The sequence below is a fragment of the Paenibacillus sp. FSL R5-0519 genome (genome assembly GCF_037974275.1).
GTDB lineage: Bacteria > Bacillota > Bacilli > Paenibacillales > Paenibacillaceae > Paenibacillus.
In genome coordinates this window covers 2,718,858-2,741,297 of the sequence record NZ_CP150234.1, presented here as the reverse complement: position 1 = coordinate 2,741,297, position 22,440 = coordinate 2,718,858, and the positions used below count along the sequence as shown (strand labels likewise).

Here is a 22,440-nt window from a genome sequence, read left to right as displayed (position 1 = left end):
CTCTACTTCAGAATGTACAGCTCAATATCCTGAAAACCAAATGTGCTCACAGACTGCTTGCTACCAGGGATGAAGATATCAATCCGGTGACCCTTGATTGCACTGCCCACATCACGTGCTGTGGCTACAAAAGCCTGTTTTGGCAATCCTGGATGGCTGTGACCCGTTACCAGCACTTTGGTTCCAAGTGGAATCACACTTGGGTCAACTGCAATCGTACCCAGTTCAAGGTCATTCCCGAAATAATCGACTGCACCCCATCCTCCATTTTCAGACGGATCAGCAGAGTATGCCGTTGCTTTCACGTTCACAGCTTTGCTGTAATCGAATGTTTTACCCCAGGCTTGAACCACTTTGTTATCTGTATTAACGTCCAAACTTGCTGTGGTAACCGTTTTGGCTTGGGTCTTGCTCTCCGCCGCTGCGGCAGCTACAGTGTTTGCCTTACCAGGAATCGTAATTTTCAAACCACCATAAATGTTGTAAGGCGAGATGTCGTTGTTTGCTTTAACTAATGTGTTGATTGCTACTCCGTATTGTTTCGATAAGGTGTAGAAGGTATCCCCCTCTTTGGCCACATGAACTGAATCGGCGTGAGCCGGAACGGCTTGAATAAGCATCGCTGTTGTCATTAATGCCACTGCTGTTTTGGCTATACGTTTCTTGTTAATCATGGTCTTCCTCCCTCATTATGCCTGCGAAGTTAGTTGTCGGATTCGGATGAGGAGCCCACCCTATAGGTTCATCATTACATTTGAAACGATATGTACCCCTAATTCACCCCAAGCAGTGTGCTGTAGATCTTCCCCCTGCACAGTCTGCATCGTTACATCCCCCGCACTCCCTGTCCGGAAGTTTCGGCAGAGTTCAATATATCACAATTTTGTAACCTGAACTTGTAGTAATTCTTACCAAATGGTTTTAACATGTAAGCATATGTAAGAATACAGGATACTTTAGAAATGTTGGGCGTCATAATTCCTTAATAATTGGTAACAGAATAGTTACTTTTCCGAATCCATACGTGGTTATTTCCCATAAAAAATAGCGTCACCGACTCGAAGTCAGTAACGCTATTTGATCACTTCATTTAGAGTACTTTTGCAAGAAAATCACGTGTACGTGAATTTTTCGGTGCTCCAAATACCTCATCAGGTGTTCCTTCTTCCACAATAACCCCGCCATCCATGAACAGGATTCGGTCTCCCACTTCACGTGCAAAACCCATCTCATGTGTTACGATGACCATGGTCATCCCGCCTTCTGCAAGACGTTTCATGACATCCAGCACTTCGCCGACCATCTCGGGGTCCAATGCCGACGTGGGCTCGTCAAACAGCATCACATGCGGTTGCATGGCCAATGCTCTAGCGATAGCGATCCGCTGCTTCTGTCCACCAGACAGCTGATTCGGGAATGTATCTTTTTTATCGTACAAGCCCACGGTGTTAAGCAGATCAGCAGCAATTTTCTCCGCTTCCTGAGTGGATTGTTTCTTCACTTTAATCGGAGCGATTGTGATGTTTTGCTCTACCGTTTTGTGCGGGAACAGGTTGAAGTGCTGAAACACCATGCCCATTTTCTCACGAGTTGCGTTAATGTTGTGCTTGGGGTCCGTGATTGACACGCCTTCAAAATCAATCTCTCCTGAGGTGGGCTTCTCCAGCAGGTTCAAACAACGTAAGAATGTACTTTTACCTGAACCGGAAGGACCGATGACCACGACAACCTCACCTTTGCCAATCGTCACGTTAATGCCCTTAAGCACATCGTTATTTCCATAAGATTTGTGTAATTGTCTAACGTCTATCACTTGCACTCAACTTCCTTTCCAGTCGTCCAAGCAACTTGGACAAAATGAACGTCATTACAAAGTAGATGGCTGCTGCAATCAAAAACGGACTCAACCCTTGGAACGTAATGTTCTTGACCACGCTAGCCTGATACATAATGTCCACCATACCGATAACAGAGATAATGGAGGATTCTTTGATAATAGTCACGAATTCATTACCGATCGCTGGTAATACAGCTTTGAAGGCTTGTGGCAATATAATGTAACGCATTGCTGCCCCTCTGCCCATTCCGAGGGAACGCGCTGCCTCCAACTGACCACGATCCACACCTTGGATACCTGCACGGAAAATCTCCGCCAGATAGGCACCACTATTAATGGAAAGTGTGAGAATACCCGCTTGAAGAGCAGAGAAATTAATTCCAAACGTCAAGGAAATACCATAATAGATAATCATCAGCTGTACCAGCATTGGTGTACCACGGATCACTTCAACGTAAGCTGTACCAATCCAGCGCAAAATTGCAGCGTCATGCAAACGGAACAAACAGATGATCAATCCAATAATTACCCCGAAGATAACCCCAAGTGCAGACAACAGAAGTGTGTAGCCTATACCTGTAGCATAGAAACTTTTGTACTGCCAGAATACTTGGAAAATATTTTGTGATTTGTTTGCTTTGTCCGCCATCAAGAGGCTGGCGTCCGTCACCATCTGATTGATTTTATCTTCACTTTTCAGTCGCTCCAGTGTTCCGTTTACGGCTGCCAGCAGCTCGGTATTGCCTTTACGAATCCCGATTGCGGCTTCCGCTTGTTCTTCGTCCGGAACTGCGGCAGCAAGTCCAATGATATCGTCCAGATAACCTGCAGCCACGGTATCTTCTACGATTGCTGCGTCAATGCGTTTGGTTTGCAGTTGAAGCACGATATCCGAGATTTTATCAAGCGCAGTAAGCTTCGCTCCTGGAATACTCTGTCCGATCGTTTCCTGAATGGAGCCTTTCTGAACGCCAATCTTCGCATTTTCAAGTTCGGCCATGGTTGGATATTTGTCTTTATCCACATTGCGAACCATAATCACTTGTTTTGATTTATAGTAGGTGTCGGAAAAATCGATACTTTTCTTCCGCTCATCCGTCGGCGTCATACCTGAAATTACCAGATCAACACGCCCGCTCTGCAATGAAGGCAGAAGACCGTCGAAGCCCATATCTTCAATCACAAGCTCAGCGCCAAGATCTTTGGCAATCTCTTTGGCGATTTCAATATCGAAACCAACGATTTCATCTTTACCATTAATCACTTTATGGAATTCATATGGTGCAAAATCGGCACTTGTACCGAGCACCAGCTTTTTACTGCTTGAATTATCTGTAGTTCCACTTGCCAATGCCGCAGGAACGGCAGTCGTCAGCAGAATAACAAAGGTCAACAGCATCATGGTGTAGCGACTTATTAATTTCAACCTTTTTCTCCCCTTACAGTACATTGTATGCTTCTCATGTTGATGACTGAGTCATTATAAAGTACAATGCATGATTATGCAATGCATTTTGACAATACAAATCTTGACTTGTTTCTGAAAAAATAAAGCAAACATGATATAATCAATGAATTATTTTCATTTTTGCATAAGGAGTTTACTAATGACATCTAACAAACCACAAATTCTTACGGTCATTGATCAATATGCTTCCCGTTTTAAAGCCATTTCATCATATATCGGTGCGAATCCCGAACTGGGAAATGAAGAGTATCTCGCTTCTGCCCGTTTGAAAGAAGAACTTCTCTATCATGGTTTCACTGTAGAGGCTCCCATTCTTGGACTGGAGACAGCCTTTATCGGAACGTATTCCGCTGCCAAACCCGGCCCTACCATTGCATTATTGTGCGAATATGACGCCCTGCCGGAGATCGGTCACGCTTGTGGTCACCATCTGATCTGCATGATGAGTCTTGGAGCTGCTGTTGGGCTTAAAGCCATTCTGGATGAAGTAGGTGGAACAATTAAAGTGTTTGGCACACCCGCTGAAGAGACTCGTGGTGCCAAAGTTCCAATGGCGGAAGCAGGCTTATTCGATGACTGCGATGTTGCCCTTATGGCGCATCCATACTATGCCTACGAAAAGTCAGGCAGCTCGCTGGCGATTGATGCTGTTCAATTTGAATTTCATGGTCGATCTTCACATGCTGCCGCAAGTCCGCATGAAGGCATTAATGCTCTGGATGCCGTCATTCAAACGTTCAACGGAATCAATGCATTCCGGCAACAAGTGAAAAGTACCGTTCGGATTCACGGTGTGATCAATAACGGAGGTCAGGCAGCAAACATCATTCCTGACTACGCTTCTGCACAATTTTATGTGCGTGCTGCAACCCGCAAAGAACTGAATATCCTCACCGAACGTGTGATTCAGATCGCTGAAGGTTCTGCGCTCCAGACAGGTTGCAAGCTCGTAACATCCAACTATGAAACGTCCTATGACGAGATGGTCACCAATGAGGCATTCTCAGCTGCATTTAGTCAAAATCTGATGGAACTCGGCATCCCGCAAGAAGAGATTGTGAGTGGTAACGATCATGGCTCCATGGACATCGGTAACGTATCCCTGAAATGTCCCGCAATCCACCCCTACATCCGTGTGGTGGATGAGGTTCATACCCTGCACTCCATTGCCTTCCGTGATCTTGCACTTCAGGATCGCGCACTGGATGGCATGATTCTGGGAGCAAAAGCACTTGCTACAACAGCCTACGACGTACTCAGTCAGCCAGAACTGCTTCAAACCATCCGAACGGAGTTCGAGCAAGCTATTCGCTAAGAATCTAATCAACATGTGATATAGGCACCCTAAACAGACTTGAATTCCCAGCTGTTTCAGGGTGCCTTTTTCTTAATTAGCTGTACGTATATTCAGCAAGAAGCTGGAGATGCTGTGAAAGAAACCTTTGAAAACGATGAAAATAATTCATTTTTTTACAGTAAATATGATTCATTTGCTGGCTAACTTGGTTACTTATTACTATAAGTAGGTATTCAAAAAAGACCGGTTTTCATAACTTACCCTATATTGAGGAGGTGCTGTCATGCTGCTCGAAGCCATGTATCATGTTCCTCGTGACAAGTGGGCTTATGCCTATAATTCGTCAACCATACATCTGCGTGTACGAACCAAACGAAATGATGTGCAATATGTGACTGCACTGACCGGAGATAAGTACAATTGGAACGGAACGTATAAGGAAATACAACTGGAGAAGGCTGCTGCGGATAGCATGTTTGATTATTGGGAGGCTGCCGTCAAGCCACAATTCAAACGTCTCACCTATATATTTCGAATAACCGCCGGTTCGGAAGATGTTTTTCTTGCCGATAACGGAATTCATTATGAGCTCCCCTATCCAACCGGAGGATATTATGAGTTTTCGTATATACATGAAATCGACGTGTTTAAGGTACCTGAATGGGCCAAAGAAGCCGTCTTTTATCAGATCATGACTGAACGGTTTGCTAATGGTGATCCCAAGCTGAATCCTATAGAAACGCATGAATGGGGTGGCAAACCGGAGCTGGACAATTTTTTTGGTGGAGATCTGCAAGGTGTGCTGGATCATTTGCATGACTTGACCGAACTTGGCGTGAACGCCATTTACTTTACCCCGCTATTCCAAGCCAATTCCTATCACAAATACGACACAATAGACTATAAAAAAGTCGACCCTCATTTTGGTGACAATGTCCTACTCAAACAATTGACAGAAGAATGCCATCGTCTGGGTATCCGAGTGATGCTTGACGCTGTGTTTAACCATTGCAGTGAAGACTTCCCTCCTTTTCAAGACGTTCTCCAGAATGGAAAAAACTCAAAGTATGCCGGCTGGTTCCACATCAATGAATATCCGGTTCAGATAAAAGACGGTATCCCTACCTACGATACATTTGGTTTCTATGGCAACATGCCCAAGTTCAATACAGCCAACCCAGAGGTTAAAGCATATCTACTTGATGTAGCAGAGTACTGGATTAAGGAAATCAAGCTGGATGGCTGGCGTCTGGATGTAGCCAATGAAGTGGACAACCATTTCTGGCGCGATTTTCGCAAGGTTGTTAAGGCAGCGAATCCGGAAGCCTATATTGTTGGTGAAGTATGGAGCGACTCCTTAACCTGGCTTATGGGTGATCAATTCGATTCCGTCATGAATTACCCATTTGCCGACAAAGTGCTTCAGTTCTTCTGTGGTTCAATGGATGGTTATAACTTTGCCAATGAGATGGGTTCACTGATTATGCGCTATCCACAACAAACCAACGAAGTAATCTTCAATATGCTGTGCAGCCATGATACCCCACGACTGCTGACCCGGTTAGGAGAAGACAAACGCCGTTTAAAGTTGTCGGTTGTATTTCTTTTCACCTATATCGGTACACCCTGTATTTTCTACGGCGATGAGGTGGGAATTAGTGGTGATGCTGATCCGGATTGTCGAAAATGTATGGAATGGGACCCCGCCAAGCAAGACAGAGAACTGTATGATTTCTATCGTCTGATGATTGATTTACGTAAAAGCAATGAAGCCCTGCGCAAAGGACGCTTCCGTTTCCTTAAGGCGGATCACCATGATCCCTGTATTGTGTATGAGCGTGTGGATGACAACCTTCACTTTACCGTATGGATGAATAATACACCTCAAGATCGAACGCTTTCTCATCCCATGGAAACGAAAGACTGGAAGGATGCATTGACTGAAGAGCCTGTGTTTCCAACCGATGGAATGATGAATATTAAACTTGACCCTTATGGGTACCGCATTTTGTATAGACAGCTTGATGCTTGATCAGACAAACATCCAACACTATTGAAGTTTATATTCAGACATATAAAAAAAGAGAAAACACTTACACTGTCTCAGATGTTGACTTTCATTCTGAACTTTGGAAGTGTTTTTGTTTATTAGTTTGAAAAAAGCCACAGCATGATATGCTGCGGCTCATTCAGGATTACCTCAGTTTACAGGCTCATGTGTGATCCGGCGATATATGTCCATATATTCTTCAGCTGAGACGTTCCAGCTGTATTCACCGCTCATTGCATTTTTCACAATCTTCTTCCAATGTTCTGGCTGTTTGTAGATCTCCTCGGCACGTCGAATGGTATTCATCATGTCATGTGCATTAAAGCTAGTGAATGAGAATCCATTCCCTTCTCCAGTAAACTCATTGTATGCCTGCACAGTATCATTCAGCCCCCCTGTTTCCCTTACCAGAGGCACACTACCATACCGCAGAGCCAGTAACTGACTAATACCACATGGTTCGAACCTCGATGGCATCAGGAAGATATCACTCCCTGCATAGAAGCGGCGGGATAACCCATCGTTAAACGTGATCTGGGCAGACATTTTGAGCGGATAACGATTAGCGGCTTCACGGAACCAGTGTTCATACGTCGGCTCTCCTGTTCCCAGTACAGCGAATTGAATGTCATCATAGTACAACAATTCATCCAGGATACGGCAGACCAGATCAAGCCCCTTTGAGTCCACGAGCCTTGTCACCATCACCATGAGAGGTACATCGGGACGAACTGGAAGTCCAAGTTCCTTTTGCAGCTCAATTTTGTTCTCCGTTTTCTTGGCCAGACTCGTTCTGTATTTCACTGGAATTTTGGTGTCCGTTGCCGGGTTGTAGCTCTTGGTATCAATCCCGTTCACAATCCCGCTGAAACGATCTCCAAGTGAGCTTAGCAATCCGTCCAATCCGTATCCATAATAAGAGGTTTGCACCTCCTGAGCATATGTTGGGCTCACAGTTGTCACATGGTCAGCAAACACAATTCCTGCTTTCAGGAAATTGACATTACCATAATATTCGGCTCCATCTACGGTGAAATATCGATCGTCCAACTCAAGGATTTCACTGAATAACTCATGCGGGAATACCCCTTGGTACAACAAGTTATGTATGGTGAATACCGTACGAATATCACTGTAGAATGAATCATGTCTGTAATGGGCTTCAAGTACCAAAGGAATCATTCCTGCATGCCAGTCATGACTGTGCAGCACGTCAGGTTTGAAATCAATCTGTGGCAACACTTCGAGAACTGCACGGTTGAAGAAGGCGAAACGCTCGCCGTCGTCCATATACCCGTACACTCCATCACGACCAAAATAATACTCATTATCCACAAAATAAACTGGAATTCCATCATAAACCAGCATTTCTATCCCACAATAAGGTCTGCGCCAACCAAGAGGCACATCGGTTGTGATGACTGGTTGCATTGCCTCTTTATATTCATCAGGAATCCCTTTGTATTTAGGCATAATCACCCGCACGTCTGCCCCATTCTTCTTTAATGCGAAAGGGAGAGCACCGATTACGTCAGCAAGGCCACCTGTCTTGATAAATGGATGTACTTCAGCAGCAGCAAATAGAATATTCATGCCTTTGTCCTCCTCTTCGGCTTTAGCGTGTTGTTTTCTTTCTTATTTTTCGTTGTTGAACTGACGGAAGTAATACTCGCAGGCGATTCATCCGTTTTCCGACGTGTGTTCTTTTTTAGAATCACAATGCTCAGCGGAGGCAAAACTAATTCAAGACTATGCGAATGCCCATGAAAAGGAATCTTTTCGGTAGGCAGCTGCATATCATTAGTAATGCCTGAACCGCCGTAAACGGAATGGTCACTGTTCAGAACTTCGGTATACATACCGGGACGCATGACACCAATCCGGTAACGCTCCCGCTTGACCGGCTGAAAGTTTATGAGCACAAGGAGTGTATCCGCAGGTTTTTTTCCTTTGCGTACATATGAAATGACACTCTGGTCCTGATCATCCGGAGTGATCCATTCATAACCGTCCAAGGAATGATCAAGCTCCCACAAAGCTTTTTCGCTCAAGTACAGGTTAGACAGCTCACGCTCAAACTGATGTAAATTGCGGTGACTGTCATAATCCAGCAAGAACCAGTCCAGTTGATCCTCATCTTTCCATTCGATGAACTGGCCAAATTCTCCACCCATAAACAACAGCTTTTTCCCTGGGAAAGTCATAAAATAGCCCAGAAAAGCACGCATGCCAGCAAATTTCTGCTCATAGGTTCCTGGCATCTTGTCGAGGAGCGACTTTTTGCCATGAACAACCTCGTCATGAGACAGAGGAAGCACATAATTTTCAGCAAAGGAGTATACGACCGGGAAAGTCAGCAAATGATGTTTGGAAGGACGTTCATGAAAATCAGATTCAATGTAATCAAGCGTGTCATTCATCCAGCCCATGTTCCATTTGTAGTTAAAGCCCAGACCACCTTCATGTACTGGTAAAGTCACCATTGGCCATGCACTTGATTCTTCAGCCATCATCAATGCATAAGGGAAATACTTAAACACCGTCTCATTTAGCTGCTGTAAGAAAGCTACAGCTTCCTTGTTTTCAAGACCACCTTCATCATTGGTACGATATTGTCCTGGCTGCTTCTCAAAATCAAGCCGAAGCATACTCGTAACTGCATCAACACGGAGTCCGTCAAAATGATACATCTCCATCCAATATAATGCATTGGAGATCAGAAATGAACGAATTTCAGGTTTCGAGTAGTCAAAGCTGAGTGTCCCCCAACCCGGCTTCTCCGCTAACATCGGATCTGCATACTCATACAAAGGCGTACCATCAAACATACGCAGCCCATGAGCGTCTTTGGCAAAATGTGCAGGAACCCAATCCAGTAATACGCCAATCCCAGCCTGATGTAATGTATCCACCAGGTACATCAGATCTTTAGGATGTCCATAACGACTGGTTGGCGCGTAAAATCCTGTGTTTTGGTATCCCCACGAAAGGTCGTATGGATGTTCACTGAGGGGCATCATTTCAACATGTGTATATTTCATTTCTAATAAGTAAGGAACAAGTAAATCAGCCATCTCGCGATAATTATAGAGGCTTCCGTCTTCTTTTCGCCTCCAGGTTCCCATATGCATTTCATAAATATGTAGAGGTTTGTTATACATGGTACGTTGTTTGCGTCTCCAGGCTCCATCATTCCATTTATACCCTTCGATTGAACTGGTGACAGAAGCTGTCTGAGGTCGAACCTCCGCTTGAAACGCATATGGATCCGCTTTGAGCAATTCTGTGCCGTCTTCCGTTAGTATACGGAACTTGTATAAAGTTCCTTCACTGATTTCCGGAAAAAAACGACTCCAAAATCCTGATTCGGGTATCTTATATAAAGGTTCCTTTTCGCCTTTCCATTCATTGCGGTCCAGAGCCAGTCCTACTTCTGCGGCATTTGGTGCCCATACGGTAAAGCGATACCCTTGAAGGCCATCGCAAGTCTCAGGCTGTGCGCCCAACATTCGATAACTGTGATGAAGGTTTCCTTCATGAAATAAATAAATATGCTCCGGCAATATATCCGGATGTGCTAACGGTTGAATGGCCAAGAGATCACCTTCTTCTCAAGAAAATAGATATAACAGTTACCATTACCCCATTCTAGCCAAGTTGAAAAGAAAAATGCGGTGCTTTAGAAAATGTTGTATTTTTTCTGAATTTTTACAGCAACAATAGTTTCAATTGTTCTACTTTGCGTTAATGATGTACTACAATGCACAATATTTTGGGAGGGAAACGAATTATGTTTAATAAAGATTGCATCGCTATGCTGTTGGCGGGAGGAGAAGGGAAGCGATTAGCTCCTTTAACCTCAAGTATCGCAAAACCCGCTGTACCGTTTGGCGGGCACTACCGGATCATCGATTTTCCTCTCAGTAACTGCGTAAACTCAGGGATCGACACTGTAGGAGTATTGACGCAGTACCAAGCGGAATCGTTACATGATCATATTGGTGGAGGAGAACCATGGGGACATGGCAACTCAAATGAGGCAGGAATTTCCTTACTTCCATCTTATCATACAGGAAATGACGAATACTTGGGAACGGCGGATGCTATTTATAAAAATATTGACTATATTGATCAACAAAACCCCGAAAATGTTCTAATTTTGTCGGGTGACCATATTTATCATATGAATTATCGTGATATGTTGGAGGCTCATCAGGCCAATAATGCCGCGGCAACGATCTCAGTTATGGAAGTTCCGTGGGATGAAGCACATCGCTTTGGCATTATGGCTGCCGATGCTGATCTGCGTGTAACAGAATTTGCCGAGAAGCCGGCTGAACCAAAAAGTAATCTGGCTTCAATGGGCATTTACATGTTCAAATGGGAGTACTTGAAGCGCCATCTCTTGGAAGATGCTGCTAACCCTGAGTCCAGCCATGACTTTGGTAAAGATGTTATTCCACAGATGTTGAACGAAAACAATCCCCTCTTTGTCTATAACTTTAATGGGTATTGGAAAGATGTCGGTACAGTTAAGAGTCTGTGGGATGCCCATATGGACCTGCTCTACAACGATGAAAATTGGAGTCTGCAAAAAGAAAACTGGCCGATGTTTACTCGCGGCTGGCGTTCCAAGCCAAGTGCTTACAAAGCCAGAAATGCGAAGATCGAACAGTTAGCTTCCATGATTCATGACTCTTGTGCCATCGAAGGTCGTGCAGAACGTTCCGTTATCTTCTGCGGCGCTGAAGTAGGTAAAGCCTCTGAGGTTAAAGACAGTGTCGTTATGCCTAACGCACGTATAGGCCGTGGGGTTCACATCGAACGCGCCATCATCGGTGAAGGTGCGATTATCAAAGACGGTGCAATTGTGAAGGGTACAGCGGATGAAATTGTTGTCGTTGGACCTAACGAGGTCGTCTCTGCCAAACCGGCTGTCCGTACGCAACCCGTTCGTATGTTGAAAGAAGTATATGAGAAAAGTGGGCGCTTGCGCGCTGGTGAACTTTCTTCATAATAATATAGACATTATACAAGAAAGGCGAGCCTTGGATGGCTCGCCTTTTTTGGTGTTGATATGGATATTATTTTTCTTGATCCAATTTTACATCACTTGCTGCTCGTTCTTCAGGGAATACATTATCACCAGACTGCGTTACAGATTCTTCTGTACCCGTCTCATCAGCCACAGCCGGTAACGTCACCGTAACGATTGTACCCGATCCAAGTTCACTCTGCATCGTGATTGTTCCCTCATGCAGTTCAACCAGTTCTTGCGTAATCGCAAGTCCCAGTCCCGTTCCCCCATTTTGATGATTGACCTGGAAGAAGCGATCCCGTACTTTGATCAGGTGTTCTTCACTAATTCCGATACCGGTGTCTTGAACCGCTGCAATAATCTGACCATTCTCTTCTTTAACAGACAAGAAGATCCAGGAATTCTCATGTGAAAATTTGATCGCATTATCTACAATGTTTAAAAAGACTTGTTTCAGTCGATTGCCGTCTCCATGGACATTATAAGCTCGAGTCTCGTCTGTTTCCAGCTTCAGATGAACCTGCTTTTGTTCCGCTTTGGCCCAGACATTCAACATCGTTTCCTGCACAATTTCACGTATGTTGACCGTTCCTTTAACCAGCTTCATCTGATTCTGCTGCAATTTGGAGAAATCCAGCATCTCTTCGACCAGTCCAATCAATCGTTCGGTTTCTTTGGAAATGATACCCATGCCGATACGGGTTTCTTCCGGATCATAGCCGCCTGAGTCCAGTGTCTCGCTCCAGCCCTTGATACTGGTCAGCGGTGTTCTTAATTCATGGGAGATCGACGAGATAAAATCATCCTTGATCTGATTGCTGCGCACAATCTCATGTGCCATGAAATTAAGTGTTGATGCCAATTCGCCCAGTTCGTGCTTGTAATTCCCCTTTACCCTGACATCCAGCCGTCCTCTGGCCATTTGGGCAGAGACTGCGGTGATGTTGTTGATTGGACGTACAATGGAATTCGCCATCCCAATACTAATGATCAAAACTATAGCAAGCACGCCAATACCGACCGCAATTGCAAGCATTCCCATATTCAGTAGTTTGGAGTTCACATTTTCAAGCGATGTAAGGTACCGAATAACATAAGTATTTTCGCCGCCAAGATCAAACTTATGTGAAACGGCCATGACAGATTCTCCAGTACCTGGTTGTCTTCCAATCCAGCGCCCCATATCCCCGTTCAAAGCCTGCATAATATCACTGGTTTGCAGCACCGCACGGTCGGATTCAAAAGCAGTTGAACTTGCCAATACACGCCCGTTCAGATCCAAAATTTCCAATTCAGTATTGGACAGTGCCAAATTTACAATTAATCTGGACAGATTATTGCCATCTTCCGTGTTATTCTCACGAGCGATCGGCTCGAAAAAGTCCTTTGAATTGGAAATGTGGGTACTAATCGTATTGTAGATACTTTCATAATAATACCTTTGCACTGCCAACATAAATACGAATTCGACCAACAGCAGAGCAAGAAAAACTACAAAGAAATAATGTAGTACGATCTGCCGTGTAATGCCTTTTTTAATCATTGCTCCCGGCCCTTCCATTTGTACCCGTGACCCCATACAGTCTGCAGGTATTCGGGCTCGGAAGGATTGTTCTCAATTTTTTGACGCAAACGACGAATGTTAACATCCACAATTTTGGGATCACCCATGTACTCTTTTCCCCATACATGATCTAACAATACATCGCGGCTGAGCGGTGTATTCTCTTTTTCCAGGAAAAACTGAATCAGGGAAAACTCCGTTGGAGTCAGCTCAATGGCTTCATTCTGTTTCTTAAATTGCTTCGAAATGAGGTCCAGCGAAAATGGTCCGGACTGGAACGTAACCTTCGCCGCAGTTTCCCGATGCACGTTCACACGGCGTAATAACGACTGAATACGTGCAATCAACTCTGTTGGGCTGAAAGGCTTGCTTACGTGATCATCTGCACCAACGGAGAGTGCGTACACTTTATCCTGCTCCTGAACTTTCGCGGTCAAAAAGATGATGCCCAGACGTTCATTGGTTTCACGGATCCGTCGACACACCTCGAATCCATCAATACCTGGTACCATGACATCAAGCAGAGCCAGATCAATATCCGGTACTGTTTGCAGTATGCGAAGCGCTTCATGGCCGTCACCCGCTTCAAGCACTTCGAATCCGTTTCTCTTTAAATTAATCACTATAAAACTGCGGATGGATTCTTCATCCTCAAGAATAAGTACTTTACTCATTAAGTTCTCCCTTTCTATTCAGCTGAGAAATATTGCTCAGTGCATCTTTACCCGCCTCTGATTGTGCTACTCGTGAAGCAATAACCCGATCTTTGGTACGTGTAATTTCCTTCCAGCTTTTACCCTTCTCCTGTTCCCACTTGGAAAGGGTGAAATATTTGATCTCTGCCACGGTTTCATCCGTATCAATCATTTTAAATCGAATATATTTTTCCTTTTCCGATTTGGTGTCTATAGTGATCTTACCGTACCACTCTGGCTTGAGATTTAGATGAAATAAATCAGCATCATCCCGGAATTGGAACGAGACAAATTTCTTGCCTTCTTTGCCATCCCATTGATAATAGGTATAGAACCACAACCTGGAGTCAAAAACGTAATGTTCCCAACCTTTTGGAGTCTCTTTAAGTCCAAACTCAATAATACCATCATTATCGACATCACCGCTTAAAATTTTGTCATCTCTATACGTTTGATCCGGTGATTTAAAAGCATTAATTAACTTGTTATCCTTAACATACATGATTTGCGAGAAGGAGCTCCGATCATCCAGCTCAATATCCAGTACAATCCCCATTTGTCCTTTGGAGATCTCTCCACCAAGAGCACTATAAACTTCTTTAACCGTATAATCGGTCTGCACCCGGTCAACTTCCTTGAAGCTGCCATCTTCATACTGATATAAAGCAGTGGTTGCAAAGCCGCTGTTGTTGAGCGAAATGATAACAAAATCGCTCTTGCCGTCCCCACTCAAATCCAGCGTGTTTCCCTGCGCATCATCAATAATATACTGGTTATATGGTACTCCGCCCAGAACCTGCTCCAGCGCCCCGCCTTTATAAGAGTAGGCAGTCAAAGCTTTCTGCTCCTGTAAACTTACACCAAGAATAATATCCGGATTTCCATCATTCGTAATATCCAATACTTTAAAGGATTGCAGCTCATTTCCCGGCACATCAAATGTGAGCTTTTTAACCCATGCGCCTCCCTGCTCTTCCAAAATCATGCCATGGATTCGCACATTCTCGTTTGGGGTCTCATAAAAGACAATCGCTTCTCGAGTTCCATCCCCATTCAGGTCTTCTACCCGAATCATACTGGTGTTATTCATATCCTTGGGACGGATCAAGGTGCTCTCTGGTGGTAATTTAAGCTGAACCACGTTGTATAGTTTTTCCTTATCTGTGGACATCATTGGTTTTCTCATCAAACCTTTGGGGTCACTTATGACTGTGCATCCGCTCAGAACAGAACCAAGCATAATTGCCATAGTTCCTGCTGCAATGAAGCGTCCCCACCGTGAATTAAACAATCTCATCACTCTTTTCAATAGTTTAAATCTGGTTTTTTTCTTGCTGCGTCAGTCTCCGTCCACGAATATCAAAAGCAATCTTGCCTTCAGCCAATCCCCAGATCCGCGTGGCATGTTTCTCAGCAAGCTCAATAGGCAGTACTGCAATGACTGTAGCACGTTCTTCTTCACATAATTTGCGCAACGTTTCCAGCACCGAATCTGCCGTGTGAGGGTCAAGACCAATCACAGGTTCGTCGGCCAGAACCACTTTGGCACCATGAGCAAGTGCTCTTGCAATGGCAACACGCTGCTTCTCGCCACCACTAAGCTTTTCTGCGATTTGATGAGCCTTATCGAGTAATCCCAATCCTTCGAGATAATCCATAGCACCCATATAATCATCAGAACGTACCATACCGGTTACCATTCTCCATACGGGAGTCTGACCCGATCGCCCGATTAATACATTTTTAAGAGCTGTACGTCTGGGGAATAACTCAGGATTCTGCTCCAAGTATGCCCATTCCCGTTTGATTTTCCGTTTTCCAGACCAGCCTTCTTTCAAGATCTCTGCACCATCCACCGTGAATCGGCCAGAATCCCATTTTTCCATCATGGCTAAACATTTAAGCAACATGCTCTTACCGCTACCGCTTGAACCAACGACAGCAATCATCTCACCCTGTTGCATATCAAATCGAATATCCCGCAGAACGGGAACGCGGTCCACGCCAACGGATTTACTCAAGTTCTCTACTCTGATCATCGCGATGTCTCCTCTTGTCCATGTTTTTCCCTACCACTAGTGTACTCGGAAATGGACATCAATTTCCATGCGAACACCAGCTTCTATTTTAACACAGATTCAAACTCAGGTTTACGACGAAATAATATACCTGCCACACCAAAAAGAAGGTACATGATTCCAAGCAGGGTGAACATGCTTCCGGGTGAGATCCAGTTGATCATCTGACCACCTAGATTCGGTCCGATAATGCTTCCAATCGTGAAATGAAAGGATGCCACCACGTTGGCTGCGGGCAGCAACACTTTAGGCAAAATGTCTGCGGCATAGGCCAAGCCCAAGGAGAAAAAGGAACCGACCAGACCACCTGCGATCGTTAACAATACAAGTGTCCACCAGAAGTGCGTACCTGCAACAGGAACCAGCATGAATACAATCCCCCCACTGATGCCCGCAAACATCAATATCTTCTTACGCCCATATCGGTCACTCAACATTCCGAGAGGCAATTGAAGGAACAAACCTCCAATACCGATAAATGGAAGCAACGATGAAATCTGATTGGTATCGAATCCAATCCGAAGGCCGTACACGGGGAAGTTGCTATTCATACCGGCCTCCATATATCCGTATAAGAGTGCTGGTAAAAGTGCATACCAGGCCCATGCCAGACTGCGACGGAAGCGACGTTCCGGCAGTTGGCCATGCTCTGCTTTTTCCGGTTTCGTATCCGGAAGCTTCATTAATACTAGGATAAGTACTGCTGCAATACAGATGAACAAGACCCAGAAAGGGACAGCATCACCGAAGCCAAGCAGCTTTATTCCGAGAGGACCAATACTGAATCCGAGACCGTAGGACATGCCATATAACGATATGTAACGTCCACGCTTTTCAGGTGCAGTAACAAGCAGCACCCAGAGCTGGGCCGCATAATGTAGTGCGCTATCTCCTATTCCAACGACCAGACGTAAAATGAACCATATTTTAATATCCGGTAAATAAGGAAACAGGATCAAAGGAACCATGACCAATAACAGGCCGCCTACAATCAGCTTTTTGAACCCCAATGCACCCAGTAGTCGCTCCGCAACTAACGTCATGGCAAATGAACCAACGTACAAGGCGGCAGCGTTTAATCCGTTTAAACCTGGTGAAACCCCTTTTTGCTCCAAAAAAATCGAAAGCACAGGAAGCAAAAGTCCCTGGCTTATGCCCGCCACCACAATAACCGTAATCAGAATCAGATAATTGGCTGTCGCGTGTGATCGTTTGGGACGAGTAATCGATGACACGAATTCATTCCTCCTGCAAGCACACAAAGAAAAATCGCCATCGCTGACGACTTTCGTATGTTATACATATGGTTTTAAACTGCTATTCATGGACCAGGGCTTTGCCCCGGACTTGAACATTATAGTGGACAACGCCCTGCAAAACAAGCCATAATAGAGGTTGTTCAAAAAGTTCACTTTTGATTACGAATCATGCCTAGTGGCATCATCAGCTTCGAAGATGAAATTCAGCCGAAATGTCCGTTGCTCACGTAGTTGTCCTACGCTCCGCTACTCCATTTCTATCTTCATTCCATCTTCTTGGTACTGAAAACCAAACTTTTTGAACACGCACTAATCGTACTTAAGTCGCTGCGTACATTTAGATGTGACGGGAGGATTCTGCAACATTATGGCTTATCATGTGAAAATTGATGTTTCACCGATATATGAAATGCTTAACAGCTTTCTGGTTTATGTCACGAAAAAATGGATTCAGCATCTGGATATTGGTCCTGAATGGATTCTGGAAGTGGAAGGCAAACTAAGTTCCAATGTACGAGCTGCGCTCGCACCTGCTGCCACTTGGCCTTTTGATGATTTTGATGTTTTGTTTGCATGGGCAGCATATCAAAATGATACATCGGAGAATCGTGATTTCCTGGACATGCTTGCCGGAATGACAGCGGAAGACCTATATGCACGTGTGTCTCCTCTTCTGCCCGCACTTACAATAGAAGAATCTACGCGCATTCGGAACAGTTATGTCCCATTATTGCGACTATGGGATGAACACTACTGCCAGAATATGAGCGAAGATCAACGTGTATGGCTGGAAGAAGATGCCGAGGAAAAACGCATTTTGCTTGATAAAATGGGCTCTGAACTGCTTATTGAATATGCTACAGCGGGCGTTCTTGTTGAACCGATGCCTGGCCTGAACGAAGTCATCCTGTTTCCAACGGTGCACAATCGCCCTATTAATATGTACTGCTTCTATGAGGGAATGATGATTATGCAGTATCCCGTAGATGCACCTGAAGAAAATGAAGATCAGCCGCCAACATGCCTTTTACGATTCACCCATGCACTGGCTGATCCCGAAAGACTTCGCCTGCTTCGTTACGTATCAGATGAACCCAAGTCTCTCGCTGAGATGTGTGAAGAATTGGGCAAAGACGAAGATACGGTCAAAGATCAGGTGATGGCGCTGCGCATCGCAGGTCTGCTGCGAACTCATCTGCTCGGAAGCAACCGTAAAGAGAAATACAGTATTCGCCCAGATGGCGTATCTGAATTGAATATGTTTCTGGAATCTTACATTCGCATATAATTCATATGAACCAATGTGGAGTTGCTGGCTACAAGGAGTGAGTTAGATCATGAAATTAATGAAACAACATATTTTGTTTGACCTTGATGATACACTCGTATACTGCAATAAATATTTCAACCTGATTTTGGGAGAATTCTTTGAGAATATGCAGGAGTGGTTTGATGGACATTCTTTGACAACGCAAGAGATCCGTGAGAAACAGCTGGAGATCGATGTAACCGGAGTGGACAAGCTTGGCTTTGCAAGTCACCATTTCCCGCAATCCCTGATTGATACCTATCGTTACTTTTCTGGGAAGTTTGCCAGATCGACTTCTCCCAGAGAAGAATCTTATCTGAGCAAGTTGGGTATGAGCGTGTACGAACAGGAAGTTGAACCCTATCCTCATATGGTTGAAACGCTTGAGAACCTCAAAGGCGCGGGACATTCCCTCTACTTATATACCGGCGGCGAAACTGTGATCCAGCAGCGTAAGATTGATCAGATGAAACTCTCGGCGTATTTTGATGATCGGATCTATATCCGACAACACAAAAACATAGAGGCACTGGAAGGCATTCTGTCTAAAGGTCCGTTTGATCGTCGGGCGACATGGATGATTGGCAACTCACTGCGGACAGACATTATGCCCGCGGTAAAAGCCGGAATACACAGCATATATATCAAACAACCAAATGAATGGCAATACAACATCGTAGAACTTCAACCTAATCCGGAAACATCGATGTATACCATCACTGCACTGGAAGAGGTACCCAAAGTCATACACGAAAATATACAACAGCAGCAACAAAAAAGGACCCTTGGATAAGGGTCCTTTTACTTTATCATGACTAACATCAAGCATCCTGTTTCTCACCAGATAACTTGCCTGTTACCACGTCTTGCAAAATAATACGTGCCTTCACGGTACTCCCGTCTTTTCGTTTGAATGATAGGACCTGTGTACTCCCCTTCTCAATCAGCGATTTTAACATCGTACTGGTGATTTTCTTGCCCGCATACTCTTTCCATACCACAAACGAACAGCCTTCCTTGAAACGTGAGCATCCATAACCCTTCTTGCCCTCTATAATCTGACCTGTACAGCCGGGAGAAGGACAAGGTGCCAGTAACTCTCTCACTCCGGTTGGGCTCGCAGTTGAAGATGGCGCCTTGTTGGTCGTGCTTTTCGCACTGCCGGCTCTCGATGAAGATGCCGAAGTCTGACGGGACGTTTTTACAGTTGAACCGCCACTAGCTGTCTTGGCTGATGTCCTTGTACTACCTGCCTGGGTTCTGGCTCCCTTGCCTTTCCCCCTGCCTGCACGCGAATCTTCTCCAAAAGCATCTGCCGGCGCCGGGGCTTGCACACGCACTTTCTCAATGATGGACAACGTAAATTTCTTAACGTTCTCCATGAACTTGTCCTGCCCCGCCTCACCTTTGGAAATCTGATATAACCTTCTTTCCCATTGGCCTGTCATCTCGGGTGAGGTTAACAGATCTACGCCTGCTCGGCGAATCAATTCGATAGCCGTTCTTCCTTTGAGCGTTAACTGCATTTTTTTCCCCTGCATCGTAATGTAACCTACGTTTTTGAGGCGCTCAATTGTAGCAGCACGTGTAGCCGGAGTACCCAAACCACTGTCTTTCATCGCATCTCGCAGCTCTTCATTCTCGATCTGCTTGCCTGCACTTTCCATCGCTTTCAGCAATGTTCCCTCGGTATAACTTTTGGGAGGCTGGGTCGCCTTCTCTTTGAACTCACTCTTCGTACATTGAACAGGCAATTCAGGTTGTACGCTAAAAGCCTTGTCAGTCCACTCTTCAGCTTCCTCTTCTTCATTGCCGTTTTTCTTGGTCTTCTTCTTGCCTGCACCGCCCTGTTCCTGATCTCCGGAACCGAGAACCACTTTCCATCCGAGGGACAGCAGCTCTTTGACAGATGTCTTAAACTGATGTTTCTCCACTTCGGTGAGCACGGTATGTTGCTTATACTCCGCCGGAGGATAAAAGTGAGACAAGAAACGTCTTACTATCAAATCATAGATGTTCTGCTCATCCTTGGATAAGGTACCTGGTCGCTTCAAAGTAGGTAAAATCGCATGGTGATCTTCAACCCTGCTCGGATTACATACCCCTTTATTATTTTTATGAACAAGCTCTGGCTTAGCCCCTTGCGCAAGCTCACTATAGGTACCATTTTTAAGCAGGTTTAGCGTTTTGTGCATTCCTTCAATATTCTGTTCTGTAACATAGTTGGAGTTGGTCCGCGGATACGAAATCACCTTGTGTTTCTCATACAAGGCCTGCGCGATATCCAGTGTTTTTTTGGCACCATATCCGAATTTGGCATTGGCTTCACGTTGTAAAAGGGTCAGGTCATACAAACGATACGGATACTCCTTCGTCTGCTTCGCTTCATATTTGGTAATCTGCCCTCTCTTGCCCTTCACACTGGCTGCACTGGCCTCTGCTGCCTCCGCATCGGTCAACTTATCTCCTTGACGCAGCCCCCGGTACTCGACACCTTCCTGCTGAAACCAGGCGGCCACTTCATAAAAAGTCTGTGACTGGAACGCTTCAATCTCTATTTCCCGATCGTAGATTAGCGCAAGTACTGGCGTCTGCACACGGCCTACAGACAACAATGCATTATGACGGGTTGTAAATGCCCGTGAGGCATTCATGCCGATCAGCCAATCGGCTTCACTTCTGGCGCGAGCAGCATGGGTCAAATTTTCAAATTCAGAGGCATCCTTCAGACCATCAAAACCACGCCTAATGCTCTCTGCTGTCAAATCCGATATCCATAAACGCTTTACAGGCTGACGCAGCTTCAATTGCTGTTGTATAAGAGCGAAGATATACTGCCCTTCTCTCCCTGCATCGCAAGCATTAACGATCGCCGAAGCCCGTTTCGCCAGTTCTCCAATCATTTTGAGCTGATCTTTCGTTCTCGGATTGGGTACGATCTTGAACTGATCGGGTATGATCGGCAGATCCGCTATATTCCAACGCTTGTACTTCGTATCATAGGCATCCGGTTCAGCCAGTCCAAGCAAATGCCCTATCGCCCATGTGATGATGTAATGCTCACCCTCCAGATAGGTGCGATTGTTTTTGGCCTTTGGTTCTATGACGGCGGCAATGGTTCGACCCATGTCGGGTTTTTCCGCTATAACCAGTGTCTTCATCCGTCCATCTCTCCTCCTTCACCGTCCGCATGACGGCAAAAAGGGGCCTTCCGCCGACGGAAGCCCCTTGCTTCTGATACATATTATATCAGATTTTGGATTCGGGAGCACCCTCCCAGAATGAATTAAACTGCAGCCTGTTCTTTCAGTACATGTTTTTGTCTGCACTCTTTGCATACACCTTGAAAATCCAGACGATGATCCGTGACAGCAAAGCCATACTGACGCTCTATCTGTTGTTCCAAACGAAGCAGACCATCTTCCATGATCTCTTCTACTTTCCCACATTCGGTACAGATCAAGTGATGGTGATGATGAGAACCATCTGTACTTCGCAGATCGAAGCGCGCAGCACCATCGCCAAAGTTAATCTTTTCAACGACTTGAAGATCACTCAGCAGTTCGAGAGTTCGGTATACCGTAGCCAATCCAATCTCAGGGAACTGCTCTTTAACCAAGAGGAAAACTTCCTCTGCACTAAAATGATCCTTTTCATGTTCAAGCAACACACGTACAGTAACTTCCCGTTGTTGTGTTAACTTATATCCTTTTTCAACCAATTGATTTTTAATGTGAAATATCTGTTCTGAAATGGACTTGTCCCGGTTACTTGCCATAGCAGGTCGCACCTCCGGTTTATATTCATTGAAATTTACTTTTATCTTACGGATTCGTGGTTTCATT

The 22,440-nt window shown here is 45.0% G+C and carries 17 protein-coding genes and 1 riboswitch; of the genes, 5 read left to right on the top strand and 12 right to left on the bottom strand.

Features of this window, described 5'->3' with window-relative positions:
- Positions 1-2: 2 nt before the first annotated feature.
- From MKY73_RS12625 to MKY73_RS12615, 3 genes are all read right to left on the bottom strand, one after another.
- A complete protein-coding gene (locus tag MKY73_RS12625) occupies positions 3-674 on the bottom strand; it encodes a 3D domain-containing protein (protein WP_339307817.1) in 672 nt (223 codons plus the stop codon).
- A gap of 2 nt (positions 675-676) precedes the next feature.
- Positions 677-873, bottom strand: a riboswitch (cyclic di-AMP (ydaO/yuaA leader).
- A 217-nt stretch (positions 874-1,090) separates the two neighbouring features.
- Entirely contained in the window at positions 1,091-1,813 is a 723-nt protein-coding gene (locus MKY73_RS12620; RefSeq protein WP_307535516.1) for an amino acid ABC transporter ATP-binding protein, read from the bottom strand.
- Positions 1,800-3,263, bottom strand: a complete 1,464-nt coding sequence (locus tag MKY73_RS12615) for an ABC transporter substrate-binding protein/permease (protein WP_339307814.1) — start codon at positions 3,261-3,263, stop codon at positions 1,800-1,802. Before MKY73_RS12615 ends, MKY73_RS12620 begins: the two co-directional genes overlap by 14 nt.
- A gap of 181 nt (positions 3,264-3,444) precedes the next feature.
- On the opposite strand from MKY73_RS12615, the gene MKY73_RS12610 reads away from it, so the two are divergent.
- Together MKY73_RS12610 and MKY73_RS12605 are read left to right on the top strand one after the other, a co-directional pair.
- A complete protein-coding gene (locus MKY73_RS12610) occupies positions 3,445-4,620 on the top strand; it encodes a M20 family metallopeptidase (RefSeq protein ID WP_339307812.1) in 1,176 nt (391 codons plus the stop codon).
- A 265-nt stretch (positions 4,621-4,885) separates the two neighbouring features.
- Complete coding sequence (locus MKY73_RS12605) at positions 4,886-6,634, top strand: alpha-glycosidase (protein ID WP_339307810.1); 1,749 nt, start codon at positions 4,886-4,888, stop codon at positions 6,632-6,634.
- A 168-nt stretch (positions 6,635-6,802) separates the two neighbouring features.
- On the opposite strand, the gene glgA is transcribed toward MKY73_RS12605, so the two are convergent.
- Positions 6,803-8,245 (bottom strand): glycogen synthase GlgA, encoded by a 1,443-nt coding sequence (gene glgA / locus MKY73_RS12600; protein ID WP_339307809.1) that lies wholly within the window; start codon positions 8,243-8,245, stop codon positions 6,803-6,805.
- The gene (gene glgB / locus MKY73_RS12595) at positions 8,242-10,248 is read right to left on the bottom strand and encodes a 1,4-alpha-glucan branching protein GlgB (RefSeq protein ID WP_339307808.1); all 2,007 of its coding nucleotides are present in this window, start codon (positions 10,246-10,248) and stop codon (positions 8,242-8,244) included. The genes glgA and glgB overlap by 4 nt, the downstream gene beginning before the upstream one ends.
- 194 nt (positions 10,249-10,442) lie before the next feature.
- Between glgB and MKY73_RS12590 the strand changes: the two genes are divergently transcribed.
- On the top strand, positions 10,443-11,669 hold the full coding sequence (locus MKY73_RS12590; protein ID WP_339307806.1) for a glucose-1-phosphate adenylyltransferase: 1,227 nt from the start codon (positions 10,443-10,445) through the stop codon (positions 11,667-11,669).
- Positions 11,670-11,736: 67 nt separating this feature from the next.
- Here the strand turns inward: MKY73_RS12590 and MKY73_RS12585 are convergent, their stop codons facing one another.
- The 5 genes from MKY73_RS12585 to MKY73_RS12565 all read right to left on the bottom strand — a co-directional run bounded on the left by MKY73_RS12585 (position 11,737) and on the right by MKY73_RS12565 (position 17,262).
- Positions 11,737-13,233 (bottom strand): HAMP domain-containing sensor histidine kinase, encoded by a 1,497-nt coding sequence (locus tag MKY73_RS12585; RefSeq protein WP_339307804.1) that lies wholly within the window; start codon positions 13,231-13,233, stop codon positions 11,737-11,739.
- Entirely contained in the window at positions 13,230-13,928 is a 699-nt protein-coding gene (locus tag MKY73_RS12580) for a response regulator transcription factor (RefSeq protein ID WP_017688086.1), read from the bottom strand. Before MKY73_RS12580 ends, MKY73_RS12585 begins: the two co-directional genes overlap by 4 nt.
- Complete coding sequence (locus tag MKY73_RS12575; RefSeq protein WP_339307802.1) at positions 13,921-15,240, bottom strand: hypothetical protein; 1,320 nt, start codon at positions 15,238-15,240, stop codon at positions 13,921-13,923. Before MKY73_RS12575 ends, MKY73_RS12580 begins: the two co-directional genes overlap by 8 nt.
- 22 nt (positions 15,241-15,262) lie before the next feature.
- Positions 15,263-15,988: an ATP-binding cassette domain-containing protein gene (locus MKY73_RS12570; protein ID WP_036613671.1), complete on the bottom strand. Its 726-nt coding sequence runs from the start codon at positions 15,986-15,988 to the stop codon at positions 15,263-15,265.
- Between the two features lie 83 nt (positions 15,989-16,071).
- Positions 16,072-17,262, bottom strand: a complete 1,191-nt coding sequence (locus MKY73_RS12565) for an MFS transporter (RefSeq protein ID WP_339307800.1) — start codon at positions 17,260-17,262, stop codon at positions 16,072-16,074.
- Between the two features lie 391 nt (positions 17,263-17,653).
- Between MKY73_RS12565 and MKY73_RS12560 the strand changes: the two genes are divergently transcribed.
- Together MKY73_RS12560 and MKY73_RS12555 are read left to right on the top strand one after the other, a co-directional pair.
- Positions 17,654-18,574 carry a helix-turn-helix domain-containing protein gene (locus MKY73_RS12560; protein ID WP_315935822.1) on the top strand — a complete coding sequence of 307 codons (921 nt, stop codon included), beginning with the start codon at positions 17,654-17,656 and terminating at the stop codon, positions 18,572-18,574.
- A 49-nt stretch (positions 18,575-18,623) separates the two neighbouring features.
- Positions 18,624-19,388 carry an HAD family hydrolase gene (locus MKY73_RS12555; RefSeq protein WP_339307798.1) on the top strand — a complete coding sequence of 255 codons (765 nt, stop codon included), beginning with the start codon at positions 18,624-18,626 and terminating at the stop codon, positions 19,386-19,388.
- A gap of 28 nt (positions 19,389-19,416) precedes the next feature.
- Here MKY73_RS12555 and MKY73_RS12550 read toward each other — a convergent pair whose 3' ends face one another.
- Together MKY73_RS12550 and MKY73_RS12545 are read right to left on the bottom strand one after the other, a co-directional pair.
- Positions 19,417-21,756 (bottom strand): DNA topoisomerase 3, encoded by a 2,340-nt coding sequence (locus tag MKY73_RS12550; RefSeq protein ID WP_339307797.1) that lies wholly within the window; start codon positions 21,754-21,756, stop codon positions 19,417-19,419.
- A 125-nt stretch (positions 21,757-21,881) separates the two neighbouring features.
- Positions 21,882-22,373 (bottom strand): Fur family transcriptional regulator, encoded by a 492-nt coding sequence (locus tag MKY73_RS12545; RefSeq protein ID WP_339255825.1) that lies wholly within the window; start codon positions 22,371-22,373, stop codon positions 21,882-21,884.
- Between the last annotated feature and the right edge of the window lie 67 nt (positions 22,374-22,440).

What these genes read in the sequence shown, in the direction of transcription:
- MKY73_RS12560 (WP_315935822.1), top strand. Translation starts at nt 17,654, where the DNA reads ATGGCTTATCATGTGAAAATTGATGTTTCACCGATATATGAAATGCTT.
- MKY73_RS12625 (WP_339307817.1), bottom strand. Translation starts at nt 674, where the DNA reads ATGATTAACAAGAAACGTATAGCCAAAACAGCAGTGGCATTAATGACA.
- MKY73_RS12550 (WP_339307797.1), bottom strand. Translation starts at nt 21,756, where the DNA reads ATGAAGACACTGGTTATAGCGGAAAAACCCGACATGGGTCGAACCATT.
- MKY73_RS12605 (WP_339307810.1), top strand. Translation starts at nt 4,886, where the DNA reads ATGCTGCTCGAAGCCATGTATCATGTTCCTCGTGACAAGTGGGCTTAT.
- MKY73_RS12545 (WP_339255825.1), bottom strand. Translation starts at nt 22,373, where the DNA reads ATGGCAAGTAACCGGGACAAGTCCATTTCAGAACAGATATTTCACATT.
- MKY73_RS12610 (WP_339307812.1), top strand. Translation starts at nt 3,445, where the DNA reads ATGACATCTAACAAACCACAAATTCTTACGGTCATTGATCAATATGCT.
- glgA (WP_339307809.1), bottom strand. Translation starts at nt 8,245, where the DNA reads ATGAATATTCTATTTGCTGCTGCTGAAGTACATCCATTTATCAAGACA.
- MKY73_RS12570 (WP_036613671.1), bottom strand. Translation starts at nt 15,988, where the DNA reads ATGATCAGAGTAGAGAACTTGAGTAAATCCGTTGGCGTGGACCGCGTT.
- MKY73_RS12580 (WP_017688086.1), bottom strand. Translation starts at nt 13,928, where the DNA reads ATGAGTAAAGTACTTATTCTTGAGGATGAAGAATCCATCCGCAGTTTT.
- MKY73_RS12585 (WP_339307804.1), bottom strand. Translation starts at nt 13,233, where the DNA reads ATGATTAAAAAAGGCATTACACGGCAGATCGTACTACATTATTTCTTT.
- MKY73_RS12555 (WP_339307798.1), top strand. Translation starts at nt 18,624, where the DNA reads ATGAAATTAATGAAACAACATATTTTGTTTGACCTTGATGATACACTC.
- MKY73_RS12590 (WP_339307806.1), top strand. Translation starts at nt 10,443, where the DNA reads ATGTTTAATAAAGATTGCATCGCTATGCTGTTGGCGGGAGGAGAAGGG.